At 63.6% G+C, this 24050-nt stretch carries 6 protein-coding genes; 3 read left to right on the forward strand and 3 right to left on the reverse strand.

Annotation, left to right across the window (positions count from 1 at the left end; all coding sequences use genetic code 11):
• Nucleotides 1–36 precede the first annotated feature (36 nt).
• Genes K2F54_RS14030 through K2F54_RS14040 form a run of 3 tightly spaced genes read right to left on the reverse strand, consistent with a single transcriptional unit; the run spans nucleotide 37 to nucleotide 9760 of the window.
• Complete coding sequence (locus tag K2F54_RS14030) at nucleotides 37–1893, reverse strand: DUF1998 domain-containing protein (protein WP_308287670.1); 1857 nt, start codon at nucleotides 1891–1893, stop codon at nucleotides 37–39.
• Entirely contained in the window at nucleotides 1824–5093 is a 3270-nt protein-coding gene (locus K2F54_RS14035) for a helicase-related protein (RefSeq protein WP_220606471.1), read from the reverse strand. Before K2F54_RS14035 ends, K2F54_RS14030 begins: the two co-directional genes overlap by 70 nt.
• Complete coding sequence (locus K2F54_RS14040) at nucleotides 5093–9760, reverse strand: DEAD/DEAH box helicase (protein WP_220606472.1); 4668 nt, start codon at nucleotides 9758–9760, stop codon at nucleotides 5093–5095. The genes K2F54_RS14035 and K2F54_RS14040 overlap by 1 nt, the downstream gene beginning before the upstream one ends.
• 361 nt (nucleotides 9761–10121) lie before the next feature.
• Between K2F54_RS14040 and K2F54_RS14045 the strand changes: the two genes are divergently transcribed.
• The 3 genes from K2F54_RS14045 to K2F54_RS14055 are packed head-to-tail and all read left to right on the forward strand — an operon-like array spanning nucleotide 10122 to nucleotide 24043.
• The gene (locus K2F54_RS14045; protein WP_308287671.1) at nucleotides 10122–12962 is read left to right on the forward strand and encodes a helicase-related protein; all 2841 of its coding nucleotides are present in this window, start codon (nucleotides 10122–10124) and stop codon (nucleotides 12960–12962) included.
• A 3-nt stretch (nucleotides 12963–12965) separates the two neighbouring features.
• On the forward strand, nucleotides 12966–17651 hold the full coding sequence (locus tag K2F54_RS14050; protein ID WP_220606473.1) for an Eco57I restriction-modification methylase domain-containing protein: 4686 nt from the start codon (nucleotides 12966–12968) through the stop codon (nucleotides 17649–17651).
• A complete protein-coding gene (locus K2F54_RS14055; protein WP_220606474.1) occupies nucleotides 17648–24043 on the forward strand; it encodes a DEAD/DEAH box helicase in 6396 nt (2131 codons plus the stop codon). The genes K2F54_RS14050 and K2F54_RS14055 overlap by 4 nt, the downstream gene beginning before the upstream one ends.
• The last annotated feature ends 7 nt before the right edge of the window (nucleotides 24044–24050 follow it).

Below are 24050 nucleotides of genomic sequence, written 5' to 3' on the forward strand. Positions count from 1 at the left end.
ACAAGCAGGAGAGTCCGCTTGCCACCGGGCTGCGCTTCATCGGATCGAGGATTCCAACGCCAATTGGGTCACGTTGTCGAAGTACCCGGGAAGATCGGGTGAACCGACAAGCAGAGTTCGATCAAGCAGGAGGTTAAACCCTTCGCAAGACGTTTCCGGTGCGAGCATGCACGCGTGACAAGCCGACAGGTTCATGCCGTCGATGCTTTGCGGCTCAGACTCGGAACACACGGGGTCGTTTGCACACCAGGCAACCTGCTCGAGAGCACGCACGATTGCCGGCGCGAGGTAGGGCTCCTCACCCTGTCGTGCGAGGCCACCGAGCGTCCCCTCGACGTCGGAAGAGGTCGTGTAGATGAATGCGCCGTATGCCCCATCGGCTTCGCAGTAAATGCGCTCCCTCAGCGAGGGGGCGGTGTAGCCGCTTCTGAAGGCGAGCTCGTGCATCAGCGCGTGGGCAAATGAGTGGAGCAGCACATACTGAGGCGACGCAGCGTGCAATCTCTCGCCAAGCGTCGACTCGTCTCGGTGAGTAGTGATCGTTCCGATTCGACGAATGATCTCCGGTTGCTGCGCCCACGCGTCGACGTGTGCACCGTCGAACTGGATGAAAACGCCCTCGCCGTAACCTTCGACGGCGGGCAACCAACCCTTTTGAAACTCGCTCTTCGGCACCGCGGGAATCAAGTCCGCCTCCGGCCGGTAACGGCGGAAGCCATAGGACGCTCGCACCTCGCGGAGCCTGTCCACGATCACGACTCCGGAGATGAGGGCGCGCAATTCCGTCACAACCGAAGATTCACCGTCTTCGCCGAGCCGCGCAATTCGAGTCACGAAATTCTCAGTCGGGGCGGTACCCGCCTTCGCCGCCATGAAAGCGTCGTACTCTTCGCTGACGAGTGCGCCCTTTGCCTTGAGCACGTTAGGCTCGCCGCCCGTCAACGCCGTGACCGTACCTCGTATGGCATCGGCTGTGTAGCCGTACTGACCTATGAGCTCAGTGACCATGTCGTCAAGGAGATTGTTCGCAGGATTGTGCTTGATCGCCGTGAAATAGGGGTGATTCTTTACTCTCTCCTCAAGTTCAGCGGCGCTCCCGACGACTTCGGGGATGTCGATAGCCGACACGCTCTCTCCGAAATGCAGGCTCGTGGCGCCGCGTTGCAGGACTTCAAGCGGCTTGCCGCAATTGCCCCATTCGTGCTGCCAGGGTTGCGCACCTCGGCACGTGAAGCCTTCCTTCTTGAGCACATCCTTGCGTAGCTCTCCGAGGCTGCGCCGCGTTTTGCACGCATCGCAGGCCACCTCGAGGGCGCTCAGGCCCTCGCGGCTGCCCCGTGATGGTTTGAACCGGAGCCGGTCCTTTGCGGAGCAAGCGGTGTCGGCGTCGCGGTGGGTCCAGTCGACCCACGGCACGTCGGCGGCATGACTACCGTCCGTGCACGCCACGACGAAACGCATGGGTACCAGCCGTCCTTCACAGTCGGGGCATGCCGGTGACTGTCCCTTTTCCATCGTTCGACGCCAGTTGACCATTCGGCGGCACTCCTGGCAAAAGAGCCATGCGGGGAAACGGACGAATTCGAGGCCCGGCGTCCGTGGCCCCTCGGGGTTTCCTGTGCTGGGCGCCGCCCAGAGTTCGTCCACGCGCAGTTTGGCGGCGAGACGGTCACACGAGATCGGTTGACGAACGCTGCTCGGCGGCCATTTGTCTCCGGTGACAGCCATGAACGACTCGCCGAGTATGTCCACGATTGCCCCTGGTCCGAAAGGAGAAACCGTCTCAGAGAGACGGACCGTGCGGATCTGTCGTTTCCCGGCCATCAGCGCTCTCCATCCGCTCGCACGCGCACGACCCGGTCGACCGACCGCATCGAGTTCATCGTCGACCATCCCGGACCGCTGTCAGTGAACTGTTTCAAGAGTCGCTCCTCGGGGGTCTTCGATTGGAATTTCAGTGCGTAGCCGGCCCTGGCAACTGAGTCGACCCGTTCCTCCCAATCGTCGACAGCTTTCTTCAGCTCGGCAGCGACGACCGCGGCCTCGCGTGGATCTGCGACGGCCACATGGTCGGCAAGTATCTTCACTGCCTTCGTCACGGCGGCGGAGTCGGACTCGAAGCGCGAAGCATGGTCATTGCCTGTCAGCCCGCCTGCATGCCGCATCAGTATGACCAAGGCGGCGCGTAGTGCCCGGCGACGGGCCTGAAGAGACCAGGGGGTGACAGACCCGGGTTCCACGAACCGGTAGTAGGAACGGTGAAACGCGGTGAACGATTCGAATACGGACCGGTCGCGGGGCTTTCCGGAGCGGAACATCGTGACTACCAGGCCGGGTGTCTTGCCTCGGCCGACGCGGCTTGTTGCCTGGATGTATTCGGACGTCGACTTCGGGTGCCCATTCACAAACATGAGACCGAGCCGCCCCACGTCGATGCCGACCGACATGATGTTCGTCGTCGCGATCGCGTCAAGCGCCTCGCCGGAGTCATCCGGGCCGACGGCAAGGGCATCGAGTATTCGAAGGAGGTCTTCGGCCGAGACATTGCCATTAATCTCGTCGATTCCCTTGGCGCTCAACTCCCGCACAGGGGCGCCGTTCGATCGAGCAGCTCGTCGTTCCAGATTGCTGCTGACGTCGTCGCGCAGGATGGTCACGGTGCGACCGAGCTCTCGCAGGCTGTTGTGATACACCACGAGAGTCCAGTAGCCATCCCTGTCGGTGCCCGTTAGACCTGTCTCGACGGGGCCCTGCAGCATCTCTGCCGAGATCTGTCCTATCGCCCAGGACGGGGTATGTGCTTGCGGCATGAGGCCGACATAGGTGCGGCCCGGGCGGGTGGGATCGGGCTCTGAGAAGTAGTTGTCGTCGGCATCGAGACCGCTCGGTGGGAAGATCGCCACTTCCGAGGCCATCAGTTCATTGATCTGTTCTTTGGATGCCCGCGTAGTGGCCGTCGATGCGACGACTTTCGGGGGCCGTCCTGTCCACGACATCAGGCCGCGGATCGCGGCTTCGTAAACTCCGACGATTGTTCCGAGCGGCCCCGAGATCAGGTGAAGCTCATCTTGGATAACGAGCGAGGGCGGGTCAAAGACTGACGGGGCTAGTCCGAACAGCGACGCGCCCCGATCGATCCAGGCCAATCGAGCGAACTTGTCGACCGTTGCGACGAGCATCGTCGGCGGCTCATCAAAAATGGCCTGGTCGACGACCTGCACGGGAAGTTTCATATGGAACGGGCAGTCCTTGTGTGGGCAGAAGAACTCGAAGCTGAAGTTCGTTGCGCGCACTCCGTATCGCTCTTGGTGGTTCGTCTGGTGCACAGGCATGATCGATGTTCCGCACCACGAGCAGGACCGGAGTTGGAAGCCGTTCTCGGGCTTCTTTTGCTTGTAGACCGTCTTGATCGCGTCTGCAGCTTGTTTGAACGTCGACGGAGTGGTCGTGTTACCGAGCCAGAGCCCGATGGAGAACTTTGGCGCACCGGCCAGGCGCTGGTCGTTCGTCCGAAGCAGTTCCAATGCGCAGATAAGCGTGGCCGCTCGCTGGAATTGCTGCGCGGTGAGGAGGCGCATCGTGTACCGCGTCAACACCGCTGTGCCACCGCCGTTGATTCCACGCTCCAACCGACGCCGAATCATTTCGATGGCGGCAAGGCCCAGATACGCCTCAGTCTTACCGCCACCCGTGGGGAACCAGATCAAGTCGACGAGGCCACGGTCATCGTGCGTCGAATCTGTTGTTGAAGCCAGCGACATGAGAATGAAACCGAGCTGGAAGGGACGCCAACGCGGCTCATCTGCTCCATCGGGTACCTGCGCGAGCGGGACGCCGATCTGGCCAGGCTTGCGCTGCACTAGCGATTGTTGGAGCATCTGGGTTCGCATTGCGGCGTTGGCGAGGCGGAAGGAGGTCAGTACAGGGCCCTCAGCCTCAAGCAGCTTGATCCCTTGCTCGACGCGTTTCAAAGTCGTCTGAGCGCGGCCGATCATGGACGCGCCTGTGTCAAAAAACCGTTCTGGAAGATTGCTCGCCACAGTCTCCTGGTTGGCGATCCAATCGGCGTAGCCGGCGAGGAACTGCCGAAGGCCCGCGGCAAGCTCCGCGGTCGGCAGGCTCTCATCCGCGAGCCACTTGAGTTCAAGGGCGTCGAGTGTGCTCTCCCTGGCGCGAATCGCCGGGACTTCCTCGGTCGGGATGCACTCGGTCCACGCCCGGGTGGGTGGCGTCGTCGAATCCCAGTCGACGGCAACGCCGTGGCCGACAGCGAAAGTCGCTTTGTCGCGGTAACGAAGTTCGAGCTCAAGATCTTCAGCGGACGTAGAGATGGGGTTTCCGACGGGGTACGGATGCAAGCTCCCGCCGTCGACTTCGGCTGCCAGCCGCACCTGGAAGAGACAACTGCTCGGGTCGGACTTGGCCTTGCCGGCCTCGGTCTTCGCACTGTTCGACACAGCGAGCGTTGTGAGCATTCGGCCACCGATCGCTCTCGTGCGCCAGGCGAGTGTGGCCCGCCCCTTGAGCACTGGCAGTGTGCCTACAGCGGTCCGCGGTACTTCGATCAACTCGTCTTGAACAGTTCGGCGCTTCCACGCCTCGTCGGACGCGTCGCCGGCTACATCGGCTACCTGTCCGTCGCCGGGGTGCTGCACAGAGTCCGACGGTGGAGTTGCGGCTTGCTCGTATACACCGGCACTCACAGTTGCCCGGAGCTGACCGTCATGGATGAAAGAGAGCCCCATCGACTGTGGCGCCCATCCGAACGCGCCCGCGAGGTTGAGCCCCGTGTCCTCCTCGCCTTCGGCAGCAACGGCATCCGCCTCATCGTCGTCTCCGAACTCGGCCACGAGCTCTTCGCCGCCAGAAGCCTCTGCGTCGATCCTCTCGTCGAGCACGACCGGCGTGGTGTCTCTGTTGCCAACTTCCACAGGATAGAGCGTGCCCACAAGGTACGTGTAGACGGGATTGCGCCGAAGCAGCTCCGTCTCGCCGTCAAGCGGGCCGAGCCATGCCGACGTCAGGTAGTCGACAAGTTTCTCGCGGCCTGCCAGGTCGAATCCAATTGGATCCTCGTTCGAGACGCTGGACATTACTTACCCTCCCAGAGGTAGTTGAACTCGGTGAAGGCAAGTTCCTCGCCGAACTCTTCGAAGGTATCTGCCACGTTGACGATGAGACAAATCTCCTTGCCCCCGTTTTTCGGGCCGCGCAACCCGCGCCCGACCATCTGATGGTACAAATTTGGGCTGAATGTGGGGCGCGCGATATAGAGGGCTCGCACCTTGGGAGCGTCGAAACCTTTGGTGAGCAGATCACAGTTGACGAGTACCTGCAGCTCGCCACCGCGGAATTCCTCGATGATGCGCCGACGTTCCTGCGGGCGCGTGCTCGAGTCCACGGCTGCGGCCTTCCTGCCCTCGAACGTAAGTAGAGCGGCGATCGTGTGTGCAGATGCGACGGATGCCGCGAAGACAAGAACCGGCCAGTCCACATCCTTCTTGAGAATGTCGTCGACGACTGTCTGAGTGCGTCCCATGTCTTGGCCGACCCGGTCGAGCATCTCCTTCGAGACTTCCCTCATGCGGATCGCTGTCCCTCCAGATTCCGTCGCCGTCAGGTGTGATCCATCGAGTACGTAGTGCTCGACGTTCGCGAGTACGCCAGCTGCGCGGAGCTGGCCGATAGGGTCCTCAGGGTCAAGCGACTCCAGCTTGTTGGAACCAAAGCGCTGAGCGAACAACCGGTTGAGCTCAGCGTTGCGGCCGCGATAAGGCGTAGCGGTCAATCCGAGAAGCGGCCTGTCAGTGTTGCTCGCTGTCAAGCCGAACCAACGGAGAATTTTCGCGTAGGTAGTGGTGCCCGCGGTGTGGGCCTCATCGATGATTATCAGGGAAGCGTTCGCCAGCCATCGATAGTTGTCGCCGGAAGACTTGATCCGGCTGAAGAGCTTATCGTCGGTTGTCACCACCACCTGCAACTCCTCGTTCGATTCGTCGACTTCGTAGTCACCCCAAAAGCGGCAGAGATCAAGCACACGTTCGTCACCGATCGCACGCCACACCTCGGTCCACGTTTGAACGGCTTGCTCGCAGAGTTCTCTTGTCTGCGCGATCCAGACAACTGGCCCGCTCAGCTCGTTCGCCACAAACATCCGCACGACTGCCTCTACGCTGACGCGCGTTTTTCCAGCACCCGTGGGAAGGAATAGCAGGCCACGCTGGGGGCGGCCGTCAGGCCCTGGGTCCAGGGTCAGAGCGCGGATGCGGCCTGCCAAGGTCTCCTGAAAATCGTGCAGCGGTTTAAGATCGACGCGTCCGGGAACCTGCTGCAGCGCTGGCAGGAGTACTTCCTTTGTTCCGGCGTAACCGGTCGGGAACCCGAGCGACACGGTGAAGGCCTGTGCTTCGTTCGAACCCGCCCAAGCGCGTGGAACTGTCAGGCCGGCTTTTCCAAGATCCTCTCGAAGCGACCACAGACTGTCGAATCCCCGCACCTTGGCGAAGAGCTGTGCGACCTGAAGGTCGGATTGTTCCCCGCCCTTGTCTTCGACCGCCTGAAGCAGACCATTCGGTAAATTCCTTCGTAGCGCCGGAACTCCCACAAGAATAATCAGTCTTTCCGCATCCGATAGAGCAACGCGAGACTGCTCGACGAGGGCATTCCGGCGCATCGCCTCATCGTTCGCGAGAACAGAATTTGCGTCAGCAGCGCTCGTGAACCCAAGCGAGAGACGGGAGGAGAGCTCCATCAGCACTGCGATGTCGTCAAGGGAATCGTCGACAGCAATGACGTCATCGATGCGAGCGCTCGGCTGTCGCTTGTCGCGGGTGCCGTTCGCGGTTTCCGAGCGGCGGATGATTGACGCACACGGTCGGATCGTCAGCTTGTTGAGAGGGATCGAGGCTCTGTCCTGCAGGCTTGGGAATCGATCGACAACAAGCACGTCGGGAGCCGAAGACTTGAACTCCAAGGAGCGGGCCAAGGCCTCTTCGCTCGTGCGGATTCCCCACTTCTCGATGAGCGTCCTTGCGGCATCGGTTGAGCCGTCGAGATACGCCAGTTGGTGCTCGTCGAGGAGGGCGATGTCTTCCTTTGAACCGGCAATGACGACGTCGGCCCGTGCACGACGCACCACTCTGCCGTTGGACACCGCCGGGACCATGTCAGTCGAGGGCACGCTGTGCCGTCTGGCGACAATCGCAAGGATCTCGGTGAGGCGAGCCTGCTCGTCGAGCCGGATGTCGTAGCCCTCACGTCTCAGGAACACCGCGAACGTGGCGTCGGGCACCTGCTCCAACGCGTCCGGGCGGTTGAGCACCCCGTTCAATTCGGCTCGGAGCACTGGCAAGAATGACTCGTACGACCGAAGCCGGCTGCCCACCGCCAACGCGGTATCCACCGGGCCAAGGGACGTGGTTACCCGGCCGCGGTTGCGCACTATCCAGGCGTCGGGCGTTTCAATCGTGATCTGTGCAGCTTTCTCAGGTCGCGCGAGTGTGATCGAAACGGAGACGAGCTCTGACTGCACGATTCGGAGGGTGCGCTCGGTCCAAGCGGTAAGGGCGCTTTTGTCTTCGGCAAGTTCGACAAAGAGCTGCATGGGTCCGGCGCCGGTGAATCGTGGGATTTGGATTGCGCCGACTGTGTGCCCTTCCGTCTTGACCGCCTCAACGATTCGACGCTTCATCTCCGTCGAGTACTCGGCGAAAATGGGCTCCTCCCAGACAGGGAAATTGGGGGTCGGGCCTTCGACACAACCCGCCGCACGCAGCAGGTCGCCTCGGGAGCTGAATTCGCGGCTCGGATGCCTGTCATCACGCGCTTGTGCAAATGTCTCATCGGCAAGCACCTGGCAGGCGCGGCGCCAAAGACCAGCCCGTGTCTTCACGAGCACGTCGATGCCACGGGCTCGGATATCGGTTAAAGCGCGGCTCGCGGCGTGGGCGGAGGCATTGACGAGCGATTCCCATAGGCGGGCCCATTCGTCCGTCGACCAACCTGAATCCGCTTGAGAGCTGAGCGCCCTGGCCGTCTCGTCCGCGGACGCTTCCTCGAAGCCGATACGGCGTAGCAGACCGATAGTTTCTGTGTCGATGGCGTTGACGTCGATGAGCATGATTCCATCGGGTACCGGGTCGCCAGATCTCGGGATCAAGACGGACGCTGACTCGTCGGGGGAGGACCAACCGCCGTCAGCTATCGGTGCGATCCGTGCGCCACCGATTAGGTGCGAGGGGAAGCCAGCGTCCTTGAGGGCGAGGTATATTTCGCAGGCTGCACGAATTGCATCAGGCGTACGCAACAACGCGAGCTCCTCAAGCCACGACGTCACGGGCGATTCAGCAGTGCTGCGAGCCCCCTCGACGTCTCGGAGGAGGGAGCGCAGTCGTGAGTACCGATCTCTGCCACTGGAGAAGGCGCTGAAGTGGGGGATGGTGTCGCGGCCCACGGCTGACTGCCACTTGTGGACCAACTCAGGCGGCACTATCGGTGCATCGAGCAGGGGGATGCCCGAGAAATAGCTGCGTTTGCGCAGAACTCCATTCGCGTCGGGAATGAGGTCGAGGCTGCGCGCGAGCCGGGGGATGTGAGCGGTGAGTACCCCATCGGCGGTACTTCTCAGCTCCCGTCCACGTGCCGGGAAGAGATCGAGGTGTGCTGCGGGATCTGCTGCAGTCGAGGCGCGGGCCACCACCTCCAAGAAGAGCTCAGCGCCGACCTCCAACATCGCACCATTGAGTGCACTCGTCGCGATGAGTGTGGTGCGGTCGTCGTTCACCTGCCACGGGGCGTTGAAGATGCCTCGCGCAGTTGTCTGGTCCTTGAGTGGGAACCATGTCCAGATTTCGCCGATTGAGCGCTGTCCGTCCTTCGGCACGGCGTATGCCACTGTCATGCTCTTGCGCGCGATCGTAGCTGGAAGTGTTTTGAGTACCTGCTCGTCGGGCTCGTATTGCCGCTCGGCGTACAGCCACTCCGTCGCCGCGCTGTCGGGCTTGTGAAGAACGACATGACCCGATGCCAGGTCCCCTTCACGCCTATGTGTCACAACGACAGGCGCACCCTCTTTCCCCTTGAGCGCGATATTCAGCTGGGTCACGGACTTCATGAAGAGCAACGTCTCCGTCTTGAACCCTTCCAGTTCGGCACGGATGCGTTGGCCCTCACGGCGAAGAGGCAGCTTCACGACAGTTGAAGCCCAGGTCATGAGGTCTGCCAGGTGAGGGTCGGCTGCCGCCTCTTCGATCGGGTCGATGAGGCTGGGAACACGCATCACGGGAACTCGGCCATCGGGTGCGCTGATGCCGGCGAAGAGCTCGGCTGTACTCGGAGCATTGAACTCGAAGCTCACTGAACGGCTGAATACCTGCGGACTGTCGGTGATGCCCAAGACCGACTTGAAGCCGAGCCCGAACCGCCCGATGACGTCTTCCTCGCGTTTAGGGCTGAGGAACGCCATGCACACCGACCGGATGCCCGCCTGAGAGAAGGCGACCCCCTCGTTGGCGCAGTACAGGGCGCCATCTGCCACGCGGAACTCGATGGTGCCCGCAGATTTTGACGAGGTCAATGCGTCCACCGCATTCTGCAGCAACTCGCTGACCTGTCGAGTCCCGTAGCCGCCGGAGCGGAAGCTGTCTTCCTGCCCGACATGCTCCTCGAGCAAATCGGGGTTGATTTCGTAAGTTCTCAGGGCGATCGATTGTCGTTCCTCGACATACGTCCGAAGTGCAGGATCGCCGTTGTTCCAGTTCATATTTCTTCTAGCTCCTGTGGGTCCGCATAGAGTTCCAAGACCGAGATGCAGGCCCGGCGGATCACTTCGCGAACTGTCAAGTGATCAGCCGGGCAACATTACGCAGCACCACCGACACTCGTTGTCGACAACTACAAGTGCCGTTCTCTTCATAACCTAGAAAACGATCGAACCGCCCACCAACCGCACCCCCCATCAGGGTCTCACGCTCCCTTAATCCCAGTTGAGGGACGCAACGCAGTTACGATCGACATGCGCCCACGTTGAAACTGTGGGTCACAAGGGGAAAGCGAAAGCGTTGTCGAGCCAGCAATCATCTGCCCACACTGAGAGAGCACCGCTCAACGTCGCTCCAGGATCCGTGGTCATCGTTCGCGATGCCGAGTGGATGGTGACATCCGCCAAACAGACCCTTGACGGCGTGCTCATTCAAGTTCAGGGGCTTTCGGAATTGGTGCGCGACACCACCGCATCCTTTTACGAATCGCTCGATGACATCGAAGTACTCGATCCTGCCGAGGCGAGGGTCAAATCCGACTCCTCGCCCGGGTACCGCCAAGCCAAGCTCTGGCTCGAGGCCACACTCCGCAAGACACCGATTCCTCTCAACGAGCCGGGCCTCACCGTCAGCACGTCGATGCTCACAAACCCGCTCAGCTATCAGCAGAGCGCTGTGCGCCAGGCCCTCGATCCAGAGAACCTGCGCCCACGCCTGCTGATCGCGGATGCGGTGGGACTCGGCAAGACGATCGAGATCGGCATGATCCTCGCCGAGCTCATCCGGCGCGGACGCGGGGACCGCATCCTCATCGTCACGCCCAAGCACGTGCTGGAACAGATGCAGTATGAGATGTGGACGCGCTTCGCCATCCCGTTCGTTCGACTCGACTCCGTCGGCATCCAGCGGGTGCGCCAGAAACTGCCCGCGTCACGCAATCCGTTCAGCCTGTACAAACGGGCGATTGTCTCGATCGACACGCTCAAGCAAGACAAGTACCGGGCGCACTTGCGTAAGTACAAGTGGGATGCCGTCGTCATCGACGAGTCGCACAACATCACCGGTGCAACGAAGAACAACGAGCTCGCGCGCCTCCTGGCCCGCAACACGGAGGCTCTCATCCTTGCCAGTGCGACTCCGCACAACGGCAAGAAGGAATCGTTCGCGGAGCTCATCCGCCTCCTTGATCCGACCGCGGTGACCCCGGACGGCGACATCGTCGCGTCCGAGCTCTCTCGCCTCGTCATCCGCCGCCACAGGCACAGCCCGGAGGTCGCCCGCGAGGTCGGCAGTGATTGGGCCGAGCGCAAGGAGCCGCAGCACTTAGCGGTAGAGGCGAACGCGATCGAGAACGCCATCGCGGACGAATTGGCCGACACCTGGCTGTATCCGGGAAGCGGGTCGAGCCCCCACTCCGGGGATAACAAGGGTCTGTTCCCCTGGACCCTTGCCAAGGCGTTCCTCTCCTCACCCGCCGCCCTGCGCGAGACAGCGAACGAGCGCATCCGCCGGCTTGGATCTGACCCCACGGTGTCTCAGCGCGTTGAACGGGAGGCCCTTGAGCGGCTCAGCAACCTTGCCCAAGAAGCCGAAGCCAATGGCTCCGCCAAATACGATCGCCTCGTCTCCTACCTCAAAGGCATCGGCGTCGCGCCGAAGAGCGGCGAGCGCGCGGTCGTCTTCTCCGAGCGCGTTCCCACTCTCAAATGGCTGCGTGCCAAACTTCAGAAAGACCTCAAACTCCGGGCCGATCAGATCGAGGTGCTTCACGGAGGTCTCAACGATCAGGACCAGCAGCGCATCGTCGAGTCGTTCAAGCAATCGTCATCGCCGATCCGACTGCTCATCACCGGCGACGTCGCTTCGGAGGGCGTGAACCTGCACTCGCAGTGCCACGAGCTGATCCACTTCGACATCCCATGGAGTCTGATCCGCATCGAGCAGCGCAACGGCCGTGTTGACCGCTACGGGCAGCGGCACAGTCCACAAATCACGACCATCTTGCTCAAACCCCAGAACGAGCGATTCGCTGGCGACATCCGCGTGCTCACCCGCCTGATGGAACGGGAGCAGGAGGCGCATGCGGCCCTCGGTGACGTCGCCTCCCTCATGGGCAAGTACGACGTCGCTGCCGAAGAAGATGCGATCGCGAAGGCGCTCGTGAAGGGCACCGATATCGATGACATCCTGCCCACTATCGATTCCCTCGCCGCCGATGCCGATGACCCGTGGCTTGCACTGCTGCTGGCCGCTGCCGAGGAACCCGCAAAGGAAGCGGCGATGGTCGATGATGTGGTCGTACAGAGTGGCGAGTCGTCGGGGCTCTTCGCGTCTCACGAAACCTTCCTGGCCGCCGCCCTCGACGAGATCTTCGCGACGCCCGGCGCTGCGCCGGGCACGAACGGCGGCGGCGGAGTGGACTGGCGCCGCTTCCCCGACCACGGCCTGGTCGAGCTCACGCCTCCGCGCGACCTGAGCCAACGCCTGAGCGTGCTCCCGCAAAGCTACCTCCGCGACCAGCGGGTGACTGAACACCTCAAGCTGGCAATCTCCGAGCCCGTCGCCCACGGGCTGCTGCAGAAGGCGATCGACGACAACTCGAGCGCATCGCTGTGGCCCGAGGCGCACTACCTCGGCCCGCTGCACCCCATTCTCGAGTGGGCCAGCGACCGTTCACTCGCCAAGCTCGGCCGCAACGAGGTGTTCGCCGTGCGGGGTGACGTTGACTACCCGACCGTTCTGTTGATCGGCACGCTGACGAACAACCGTGGACAGGTGGTGGCCGCGTCGTTCGTGACGGCTGCGGTACCCGACGTCGACGACCCGTCGTTCGTGCTCGTCGAGCCGCACGCGGGCGCCCGCGAGGCGCTCGCTGACCTCGGGCTCAACCAGACGCTGTCGAACCCCGGCCCCATCGCCGATCCCGAACGTTTCCAGGCAATCATCGCACCCGCCGTTCAGCACGCCGTATCGCATGTGAACGGCGTCATGCAGGCATCCGGCGAGGCTGTCGAAGCCGCGATCGACCGTTGGGCACAGCGCGTGCGGCAATGGGAGAACGAGGCGGATGCGCTCATCCAACGCACCGATCTCAAACTTCGCCGGGTGACGGTGGAGGAGGAGCGGGCGATCGCCCGCTCGATGAAGCCGAACCAGCGTCTCGTGCGCCCCTTGCTTGTCGTTGTTCCCCAGAAAGAGGTCTAGTCGATGGCATCGGATGCCTTCATCGTCGGTGAAGAGTGGATCAGCGAGCACTTCTTCAACACGGATTCGGCGAAGCAGTCGTTCCAGGGGCACGTCGTGCAACGACGCAAAGCCTGGGACGCCGACAGCGAAGCCGGCACGTCGGGCCGCGACACTTTTCTCGCAGCGCGCCGCGAGCTCGCTGCAGCCTACGCCGCGCTCGAATCCGGTGACGGCAAGGAGGAGAACTCCGCTCGCATCGCACAGCTGCTCAAGGCGCACCTTGGCTTCGACTCGGGCCTCTACGAGATCGAGGAAGTCGGCGCCATCGCCCGCGTCTCTCAGCGCGACCTCGACCAGCCCGCCTCCGTCGTGATCATCGACGCCCGCCCGGTAGACGAGTTCGAGGACCTCCTGCAGAAGGGCACGGACTCACTTGCGGAGCCCGTAGTGGTCGACGGTGATGACAAGCATCCCATCAGCTCGGTGCCCAAGATGCTCTCCCTGGTGTTCGCCCAGGACGATGCGCCACGCTATGCCCTCGTGCTCGCGGGGCGTTGGGTCTTGCTGACAGAACGGCAGCGCTGGCCCGAAGGGCGTTACCTGGCCATCAACATGCAGCTGGTCATCGATCGCAATGATGAGAAGAAGGGCGGCGAGCTCGACCGGGCCCTGGCCTGCATCACTGCCGATTCGTTGATGCCGGATGCCGAAGGCGCTGTCTGGTGGGACACCGTCTTCGACGATTCGATCAAGCACACGGTCGGCGTCTCAAAGGACCTCCGTGAGGGCGTGCGCAACTCCATCGAGATCATCGCGAACGAGGTCGTGCGCCGCCGGGCGCTGAAGGGGCTCAAACCTCTCCCCGAAGAGGAGGCCCAGCCGCTCGCGAAACAGGCACTCCGTTACCTCTACCGCATCCTGTTCCTGCTCTTCGCCGAGGCCTCGCCCGAGCTCAAGGTGCTGCCCATCGGTGACCCTGACTACGAGATCGGGTACAGTCTCGACCGCTTGCGCGAGCTGGTACTCGTGGAGTTGTCGGCGGATGCCGCGGATCGCACGCATTTTCACGACTCCCTGTCGGTGTTGTTCCGGCTGGTCGATCGGGGCCATGGCGTCGATGCTGCCTCCGACGGCGACGAGGAAGAGGCCGCTCCGGATCTGTCATCGGGCCTGGTCTTCAACGGCCTCTCGGCCGATCTGTTCCTGCCACGCGCGACCGCCAGCATCGACGAGGTGGGGCTCGGCGATGAAGCCATGCGCACGGTGCTGGCTCATCTGCTGCTGAGCAAAGAGCAGAAGGGTCGTGACCGCGGCTTCATCAGCTACTCCGACCTGGGCATCAACCAGCTCGGCGCCGTCTACGAGGGCCTCATGTCGTACACCGGCTTCTTTGCGACCACCGACCTCCACGAGGTCGCCAAGGACGGCGATGCCTCGAAGGGGTCGTGGGTGGTTCCCGTTGAGCGCTCGCACGGCATCGAGAAGAAAGACTTCGTCACCTACGAAGACCCCATCACCGGGGAGGTGCGGTTGGTGCTGCATGAGCAGGGCAGCTTCGTCTTCCGCCTCGCGGGCCGAGAGCGCCAGCAGTCTGCTTCCTTTTACACGCCTGAAGTGCTGACCCGATTCGTGGTGTCCCAGGCTCTGGAAGAGCTCCTGGACCAGGACGGTCGCCGCACCACTGCTGCCGAGATTCTGCGACTCACCGTGTGTGAGCCGGCGCTCGGATCAGGGGCGTTCGCCATCGAGGCAGTGCGCCAGCTCGCCGAGGAGTACCTCAAGCGGCGCGAGGAAGAGCTGGGGGAGAGGGTCGACCCCGAGGATCGCCCGCGCGAGCTCCAGAAGGTCAAGGCGTCCATCGCCCTGCACCAGGTCTACGGTGTCGACCTCAACGCCACCGCTGTCGAGCTCGCCGAGATCACACTCTGGCTCGACACGATGGTGGAAGGCCTCACTGCGCCGTGGTTCGGTCTGCATCTGCGCCGCGGGAACTCCCTCATCGGCTCCCGCCGGGCGGTGTACTCGCGCGACCAGGTGAACAGCAAAGGATGGCTTCATGATGTGCCGCGCGATGTTCCCGTCGCTGAGCTGGCCGACAATCTCGACGCCGGCCGCGTGGCGCAAGGGACCGCAGGAGCCATCCACCACTTCCTCTTGCCCGCGTCCGGGTGGGGTTCTGCCGTGGACGCCAAGGAAGCCAAGGAACTGGCACCGGAAGCCCTTGCCCAGCTGAAGGCCTGGCGGCGTTCGATCGTGGCGAAGCCGTCAAAGAAGCAACTCGACCGCCTCGTGAACCTGTCGTACCGCGTGGAGACTCTGTGGCAGTTTGCCCTGCGCCGCCTGCAGATCGCCGAGCGGGAAGCGCGCCGGGAAATCGAGCTCTGGGGCGCGGATTTGATCGTGACTCCGGATGCCCCTCCTCCCGTGCCTCGTGAGGAGATCGAATTCAAGCTCGCGGATCCAGACGGCGCCTACCAGCGCCTGCGGCGCGTGATGGACGCGTGGAACGCCCTCTGGTTCTGGCCGCTCACCGACACCCTGAAGCAGGGTGTTACCCCGCCGACGCTGGACGGATGGCTCAACGGGGTACAGGCGCTCCTCGGCTCCCACTTCGAAGCGAAGACGAAGGGCAAGATGGCAGGCGGGGAGGCACTGGGCCTGCCGAGCGGCTGGAGCGAGCTTGGAACAGCCGAGGAACTTGACCTGGCCTTCGCCGGTGCGCAGAACGTTGCGGAGGCGCTCGCTGAGAATCCGTGGCTGCGCGTCACAGAGCGCATCGCCGGTGAGCAGGGATTCTTCCACTGGCAACTTGACTTCGCCCCGCGCTTCGCGACTGGTGGATTCGACCTTCAAATCGGGAACCCGCCGTGGGTTCGCCCGCGGTCGGACGTCGACGCGCTGCTCGCTGAGGGCGACCCGTGGTGGCAGCTGGCGGTGAAACCAACACAGGCGCAGGTGGCTTCAAAGCGTGCCGAAACGCTCTCCCTGGAGGGCATGGCGGACCTGCTCCTGGACGGCACCGCGGCCGTCGCGGTGACTGCCGCGTTCCTGGGGGACTCGACGCAGTACCCGCACCTGGCGGGCCTCCAACCGGATCTCTACCGATGCTTCATGGATCAGACATGGCGGAACACGTCGCGACGCGGCTCGGTGGGTCTCATCCACCCCGAGTCGCACTTCACGGACGAGAAGGCCGGGATTCTGCGTGAAGCGACGTATGGCCGGCTGCGGCGCCACTGGCAGTTCGTGAATGAACTCTCACTCTTCGAAGTCCATCATCTGGTGTCGTATGGGGTGCATGTGTACGGTGCTGTGCAGACACCTGACTTCCTCATGGCCACGTCGCTTTACCATCCGGAGACCGTAGCCGCCTCATTGCGGCATGACGGATCGGGGGAGGAACCTGGTCTGAAAGACCGTGAGGGAAAGTGGGACCTGCGCCCGCACGCGGGGCGTATCACTTCGGTCACCGATGACGTGCTGCAGACATGGCATGCGGTTCTCGAGGACGAGAGCGTTCCCGTTCGGAGAACCCGCATGGTGTACGCGGTCAACCGGGCAACCGCCGAGGTGCTTCGGAAACTCTCCGCAGCTCCGCGCATCGGTCAACTTGGGCTTGAATTCTCGCGCGGGTGGGACGAGAGCATTGATCGAAGGAAGGGGTTCTTTGACATTTCCTGGGGCAAAGTCGACTCTTGGAGGGATGCAATTCTCCAAGGCCCGCACCTCTTCGTGGGGAATCCGTTCTACAAGTCGCCGAACGAAACGATGCTGCACAACCAGGACTGGTCTGCGGTGGACCTCGATGCCCTGGCACCCGACGCGCTCCCGGTCACGGCCTACAAACCGGCCAAACCACCCGTGGAGTACGATGCCGCATACACGCACTGGGGTGCAGATCGCACGCCTGCCCGCGACCACTATCGCATTGCGTGGCGGCGAATGGCTGCGAACACGGGACAACGGACGCTGATTTCGGCGCCAATTCCCAAAGGCGCGGCGCACGTGCACCCCGTGTACAGCATTGGGTTGGCGGCCGAGGATCCCGTGCTAGTAGCGGTGGTAGGTGCATTCTTGTCAACATTGCCGGTGGACTTCATGGTTCGTACGGCCTCCAAAGCGGAAATTCCCTTCGGCACAATTTGTCGCCTGCCTGTCATCGAGCATGAAGCCGCCACGCCATGGCTCCTGCTTCGATACCTGCGTCTCAGCTGCCTCACGGACGCCTATGCCGAATGGTGGGCGGGGGCGTACTCGCCTGAGTTTGCAAAAGATTCTTGGGCAGGCGACTACGTCGGCCAATCCGGCAGCTTGGCCGTGCAGAGCCCGCAATGGGATCGGCTCGTGCCTCTGCGATCCGACCTGGATCGTCGTCAGGCGCAACTTGAGATCGATGTGATCGTTGCACTCCTGCTTGGACTCACTGTGGCCGAGCTGTGCGCGATATATCAATCTCAGTTCCCGGTGCTCAATGGCTACGACCGCAACTCCTATCTTTACGACGCGAACGGTCGTCTCGTGCCCAGCTCAGTGCTTTCGGTTTGGCGTTCAAAGGGCGACGGCATCAGCGACGATGAGCGCAGAGCAGTCCACCCCGGCTCCGGCATTGAGTACACCTATGAGCTGCCGTTCCGCACGCTCGACCGCGAGGCCGACATGCGCCAGGCATATGCACACTTCGAGAAGATTCTGAAGGAGCGATCGTGAGAGAGATCCTGCCGAGCGTCGAGGCGGAGCAGGTCCGCGAGAGCATCCTCGACTACCTCACCACCACGTTCGCCTTGGCCGATGCCGAGGCCGCGTCGGAGCTCACGCGCTTCCTCGGCGACCCCGTCGACGGCATCTTCCGCGGCCCATATGTGCGCGTGCGGCTGCCGTTCCGCCCCGCCGATGACGGCTGGCAGACCAGCCTCGAATGGCGTTCGGGACAGACTCCCTATGGCCACCAAGCCGCGGCGTTCCAGCGCCTGAGCAGTGCGAACCTCGGGCCTGACAAGCCGCGCCCACTGCCAACGCTGGTGACGACGGGAACCGGTTCGGGAAAGACCGAGGCCTTCCTCTATCCGATCCTCGACCACGTGCTGCGGGCGAAACGCGAGGGGCAGTCGGGAATCAAGGCCCTCATCCTGTACCCGATGAACGCGCTCGCCAACGACCAGGCGCGCAGAATCACGGAGTTGCTCACGCAGAACGACGAGCTGCGCGGCATCCGTGCGGCACTCTACACCGGCCAGTCCGGAGCCGAACGCTCTAGCGTCACGCCCGACGGCCTCATCACGAGTCGGCACACGATCCGCTCGCAGGCTCCGGATATCCTGCTGACCAACTACAAGATGCTCGACCAGTTGCTGCTGCGCAGTGAGGACCAGGCGCTATGGAAGCAGAGCGCCGAGAGCCTGCAGTATCTCGTGCTCGACGAGTTCCACACCTATGACGGCGCCCAGGGCACCGATGTGTCGATGCTCATTCGCCGGCTCGGGCTGGCTCTTCGCCGTTACCGCGAGGTGGACCACGGCGAGCACCGCGCGGTTGTTCCCGGCATCGAGCGCCCGCTCGGCAACGTGACCCCGGTCGCCACCTCGGCGACGCTCGGCGACAAGGGCGACCCGCGTGCGATGATCCAGTTCGCGCACACGGTGTTCGGCGACGACTTCGACGACGACTCGGTTGTCACCGAGACACGCCTCTCATTCGACGAGTGGTCCGCGGGCGTGGATATCGAGCTCGCCCGGCTTGGAGCCGCACCGAACCCGGTCTCCAACGCGCTCATCGCGACGGTCAACCACCAGTTGCAGAAGCTCCACACCTGCGCTCCTGACGACATCATTCGCTGGGTGTTGGGCAGCCTGTATCGACCGCTCAGGGGAGAACAATTCGATCTGCAACGAAGCAACGATCCCTCCTTCGACACCACATCCCTCGACGCGGATGACCTCCTCGCGCTGATCCAGGGGCACCCGTTGGTGCGGGCGATCTCGGCTCACGCCGTCGATGCGATCCGGCTCGATGACTTGGCCGAGGCCGTGTTGCCGGGCGGTCTTGTCGCCGATGAGACCTATGAGCAGCGCGCAGAGGCTCGCCGGGATTTCCTCGCCGCGGTGCTCGCGGCACTGAGTCACGTGCGCATTCTCGCGGGCCGTCGTTCACTCTCGATCGACCTTCACCTGTGGGTTCGCTCGCTCACCAGGCTCGACCGGGTGGCGGGCCCCATCGCAGGATTCCACTGGGCCGAAGACGGCGCCGTGCAGCCTGACGACGCCACCGAAATCTCCGGGCCGACGTTCCCCGCGATCTATTGCCGCCATTGCGGGCGCAGCGGCTGGGGAATCCAACTCGCTCCCACCGGGCTCGCCCTCGACCATGACGGCACCGATATCCGCGGCAATCACCTGCACGGCGAGCGGGGATTTCGGGCACTGATGCACGCGCCCAAAGAGGCGCGCCTCGCCGACTCGACCGCGGTCGAAGGCCTGCACTGGTTCGATATCGAGCAGCGCGCCGTGCTCCAAACCGCACCCGGCACCCCCGATGACGCGACAGGACCCGGCTCAGTTGTCCCCGTGCTGATGCTCTTTGGCCCGGACGCCGAGTCAGACTCCAAGCACGACACGTGCCCGTCCTGCGGGCGCACCGACGGCATCCGCTTCATCGGCAGCGCGGTGGCCACGATGCTGTCGGTCGCGGTCACATCACTGTTCGGCGCGAAAGATGTGAGTGCCGGAGAGAAGAAAGCTCTCGTCTTCACCGACAGCGTGCAAGACGCGGCACACCGGGCCGCGTTCGTGCAGAGCCGCTCCCACGTGTTCACGATGCGCAACGCCATCCGCCATTCCGTCGGAGACGACGCGACCAGCCTGCAGGACCTCGTCGAACGGCTTCTGCAAGACGCGGGCGATGACCAGGCGCGCCGCTACAGCCTGCTCGCACCGGACATCGTCGAACACGAGAAATTCCGCGACTTCTGGGAAGCGGATAGAGCACGCGCCGTCGACCCCAATGTGCGAGAGCGTGTTCGCACGCGCCTGCTCTTCGACCTGAGCCTGGAATTCGGCCTGCAATCCAAGGTCGGCCGCACGCTCGAGCTGACGGGAAGCCTGGCCGCCGAGGTCGCGGCCGGGGCGCCCGCAAAGCTGGAGACAATCGGCCGGGCCGTGCTCGCGGGATACTCCCGGGCTGAGAGACTCGACGAGGATGCTCCGTCCGAGCTCGCGGCCGGCGCCGTCATCCGCTGGGTGCGCGGCGTGCTGGAACGCATGCGCGACCGCGGTGCCATCGACCATGAATGGCTTCAGAAGTACGTGGAGAACGACGGCAAGCGCTGGTACGTCTGGGGAGGGCGCCCCAAGAGCGTCGGCATGCCGGCATTCCCGAACGGACGCGATGCGCCCGGGTTCCCCCGTGTGGGGACCGCCCCCGCGGCAACAGGCGGGCAGAAGAGCAACCTCGACCCGGCCTCGTCTGCCCAGGGCTGGTTCGCGGTCTGGGCTCGCGATGCGCTGGGTGTGACCGCATCCGTTGGTGCTCATCTGAGCCGGGCGCTCTTTGCCGAACTCGACCGCGAAGGCGTGATCACCTCGACCGCGATCGGCGGCGGAGGCGCGATTGCCTACAAACTCAGCCCGTCGACGATTGCAGTGCAGCCCGTCGGTCTCGTCGACCTCCAGAATGGGCGCCACCTCCTGGTCTGCGACATCTGCCAGAACCCCGTGCCCGGAACGACCACCGTGATTGATCAGTTGGCGGACGGGCCGTGCATGTCGGCACGCTGCCCGGGAGCACTGCGTCGGAGCGCCGGCGACGACAACTACTACCGCCGCCTGTACAACGACGGCACCATGCGGCGCGTCGTTGCGAGGGAGCACACGAGCCTGCTCGACGACGCGGTGCGGCTTGAGTATGAGAACGGCTTCAAGAGCGCGGGGGAGAACCCCGCGGCACCGAACGTGCTTGTTGCCACGCCAACCCTGGAGATGGGCATCGACATCGGCGACCTGTCGACGGTGATGCTCGCAGGCCTCCCTCGTTCAGTGGCGTCGTACCTGCAACGCGTTGGACGCGCGGGTCGACTCACCGGCAACGCGCTGGCCCTCGCCTTCGTGACGGGGCGCGGGGAGCAGCTGCCGAAGCTCGGTGAGCCGTTGTCGGTGATCAACGGCGCGGTGAGACCGCCTGCCACATATCTCAACGCCGAGGAGATACTCCAGAGACAGTATTTCGCCTACCTCGTCGACCGCCGCGCGGCCACCCTCACGGATGCGCCGCAGCAGGCCCGAGATGTGCTCAAGACTGCCGAAGAAGGCTCCTATCTCGGCGAGCTGATCGCCGACGCCGAGGCGGCGCACTCCGAACTTCTCGGCGATTTCCTCGACACCTTCGACGGGCTGAGCGACTGGGCGTCTGAGGCGCTGCGCCGCTTCGCCACCCCGGGCGCCGAGGAAGGATCGAGCCCCGTGGCCGGCGCTGTGCGCGACGCGGTGTCGCGGTGGTCCAAGCAGGTGGATCTCGCCCGCATCCGCAAGGAGACTGTTGCAGACTCCCTCGACGGATTGGACAAAGCCGCCAAGCACCCCACCGCAGGCGACGAGGAACAGCGCGAACTGCGCTCGGCCAAAGCAGCGTATGGCATGGCTGCGAAACAGCTCGCCGAGCTGCGCACCGAGCACTGGGTCGCGGCGCTGGAACGCTTCGGCCTGCTGCCCAACTACTCGCTGCTGGACGACTCGGTGCAGTTGGACGTCGCGCTCAGCTGGATCGACCCCGATACCCTCGAGTACCGCGACCGCGCAGTCAGCTACGAGCGTGGGGCGGGAATCGCGATCAGCGAGCTGGCGCCGGGAGCGGTCTTCTACGCGCAGGGCGTCGAAATCACCGTCGACTCCATCGACCTTGGCAGTAATGGCGAAGCTGTGCGCACCTGGTGGTTCTGCCGTGCGTGCGGCTTCGGTTACGAACACGGCACGGTGGAGAGCCCCTACGAGAGCTGCCCCCGATGCGGCAGCGCCGGGATCGCCGACACTGCACAGCAGCTGCGTGTGGTGGAGCTCGAAAAGGTCTCCGCCGAGGTGCGCCGTGACGAGTCCGCCATCAGTGATCGGCGCGACGAACGCCAGCGCGAACGCTTTGCGATTCAAATCGCGGCCGACATCGATCCGGCGGGTGTGACCGATGCCTGGTACGTCGAAGGCGAGAGCTTCGGCGTCACCTACATGCGTGATCTGACGATCCGATGGCTCAACCTGGGCAAGGTGGCCGGCTTCGGCGAGTCCCGCTTCATCTCCGGTGACGAGCAGCAAGCGCCGCTTTTCCGGGTCTGCGCGGTCTGCGGCAAGCTCGACACCGAATCGAATGCCAACTCGCGTCGGGAGCACAAGCCGTGGTGCCCGGTGCGCGACTCGAAGGCGGAGAACGCCACGACTCTCGCGTTGAGTCGCACGTTGACCACGCAGGGAATCGTGCTCCGACTGCCGCCCGCCGTGACAATCGGCGATTCGCTGGCCGTTCCCAGCCTGTCGGCCGCCATCCTGCGCGGCCTGCGTGAGGTGATCGGCGGTGACCCCGACCATCTGCGCATCGTCGAGACCGTCGAACCGGTACTCTCTGACGGATCCGAGAACATCCCTGCCCTGCTCATTCACGATTCCGTGCCGGGTGGCACTGGCTACCTTGCCGAGCTGGCGGATCCGAAGCGGATGCAGGAACTCCTCACGACGGCCTGGGGGATCGTGCGTGACTGCCCGTGCAAGGCAGAAGGGCGGGCGTCCTGCCACCGCTGCCTCCTCCCGTACGCCCCAGGCAATGCCGCCTCTCGCGTAGCGCGTTCGAGCGCCGAAAGATCATTGGCGAGCATCCTGGGATTCAGCGAGGACGCCCATACGCCGTGGGTGATCACACGAGATGACCCCGGTGTGGTCGTCGAAGAATCCGTGATCGAGCAGCTTTTCCGGCAGGTGTTCATGGAACGCGCGAAGAAGCTCGGCGCCGCGGTCAAGGAGATACCCACCGACCGCGGCAACAAAGTGCAGGTGTCCTTCTCGGGCAACAACCGCATTTGGATGCTGCGGCCGCAGGTGCAACTCGGCCCGACCATGCCCGACTTCGTCCTGGAGCAGCTCGGTGGAGGTGCCGACCCGATTGCGATCTACACAGATGGGCTCGCGTTCCACGCGACGGTCCAGCACAACCGAATCAAAGACGACGCGAAGAAACGCGCAGCGGCGCGGGAGCTGGGCTACGTCGTGATGGCGGTCGTCTGGGGTGACCTCATCCGTGCCCGCGATGGAGAACCTGAACCCGCGATGCCGTGGTTCGATGTCAACAAGGCAAGTGCGTTCGCCCAGCAGTACGACCTGCCGCTGGCGTCGCTCGCGCATGTGACTGCGAATCCGATGACTCAGCTGATGGCGTGGATGCAGAATCCCGACAAGGCGCCCGCACACTGGGAAGCGATCGCCGACGCGTTGCCGATGCTCACCCGCATGCCGTCGAGCGAGCTCGTCGACGTCGGAAGCGCCGGCGTGAGCCGATTCGGGGCGGAGACGCTGCTCGGCACCAGCGCGGCTGGGGCCACACCCACCTCTTGGCAGCTTCGCCATGGCGCCGCGGTTCTCACCAGTAAGCATCTCGGAGCCGGTCGAACGGAATGCTCGCTCATCCTCGACGACCGGGATTCAACGCTGCAGATGCCCGGCTTCGCCGAGGACTGGAGGTTCTGGCTTCGACTTTCCAACCTGCTCGGGACCCGACTGCTTGCGGACTCGGCCGAGATCGTCGCCCTGAGCCAAGTTCCATCCGCTGAGATCGGTCCTGTCGACCTCATCATGGGCGCGGAGCTCGTCGGAGAATGGGCGGCGCTCCACGACATCGCCACGGAGGCTGAGCGCGTGTTCCTTCGTGAACTGGCCGCGCTCGAGGCAATGCCAGTGCCGGAGGTCGGTCTGGAGACGGCTGATGGGATTCCGGTGCCCTTCGCATGGAAGACGGTGAAGGTCGCGGCGGGCGATGCCTTCACCGATGAAGACATTCGCGACCTCGAGGGATCCGGATGGATCGTCGTCCCCCTCGACACGGACCAGATTGCGTCGGCGCTCACGCGTCGGTGACCAGGAG

Source organism: Cryobacterium inferilacus (genome assembly GCF_019599185.1).
Taxonomy (GTDB): Bacteria; Actinomycetota; Actinomycetes; order Actinomycetales; family Microbacteriaceae; genus Cryobacterium; species Cryobacterium inferilacus.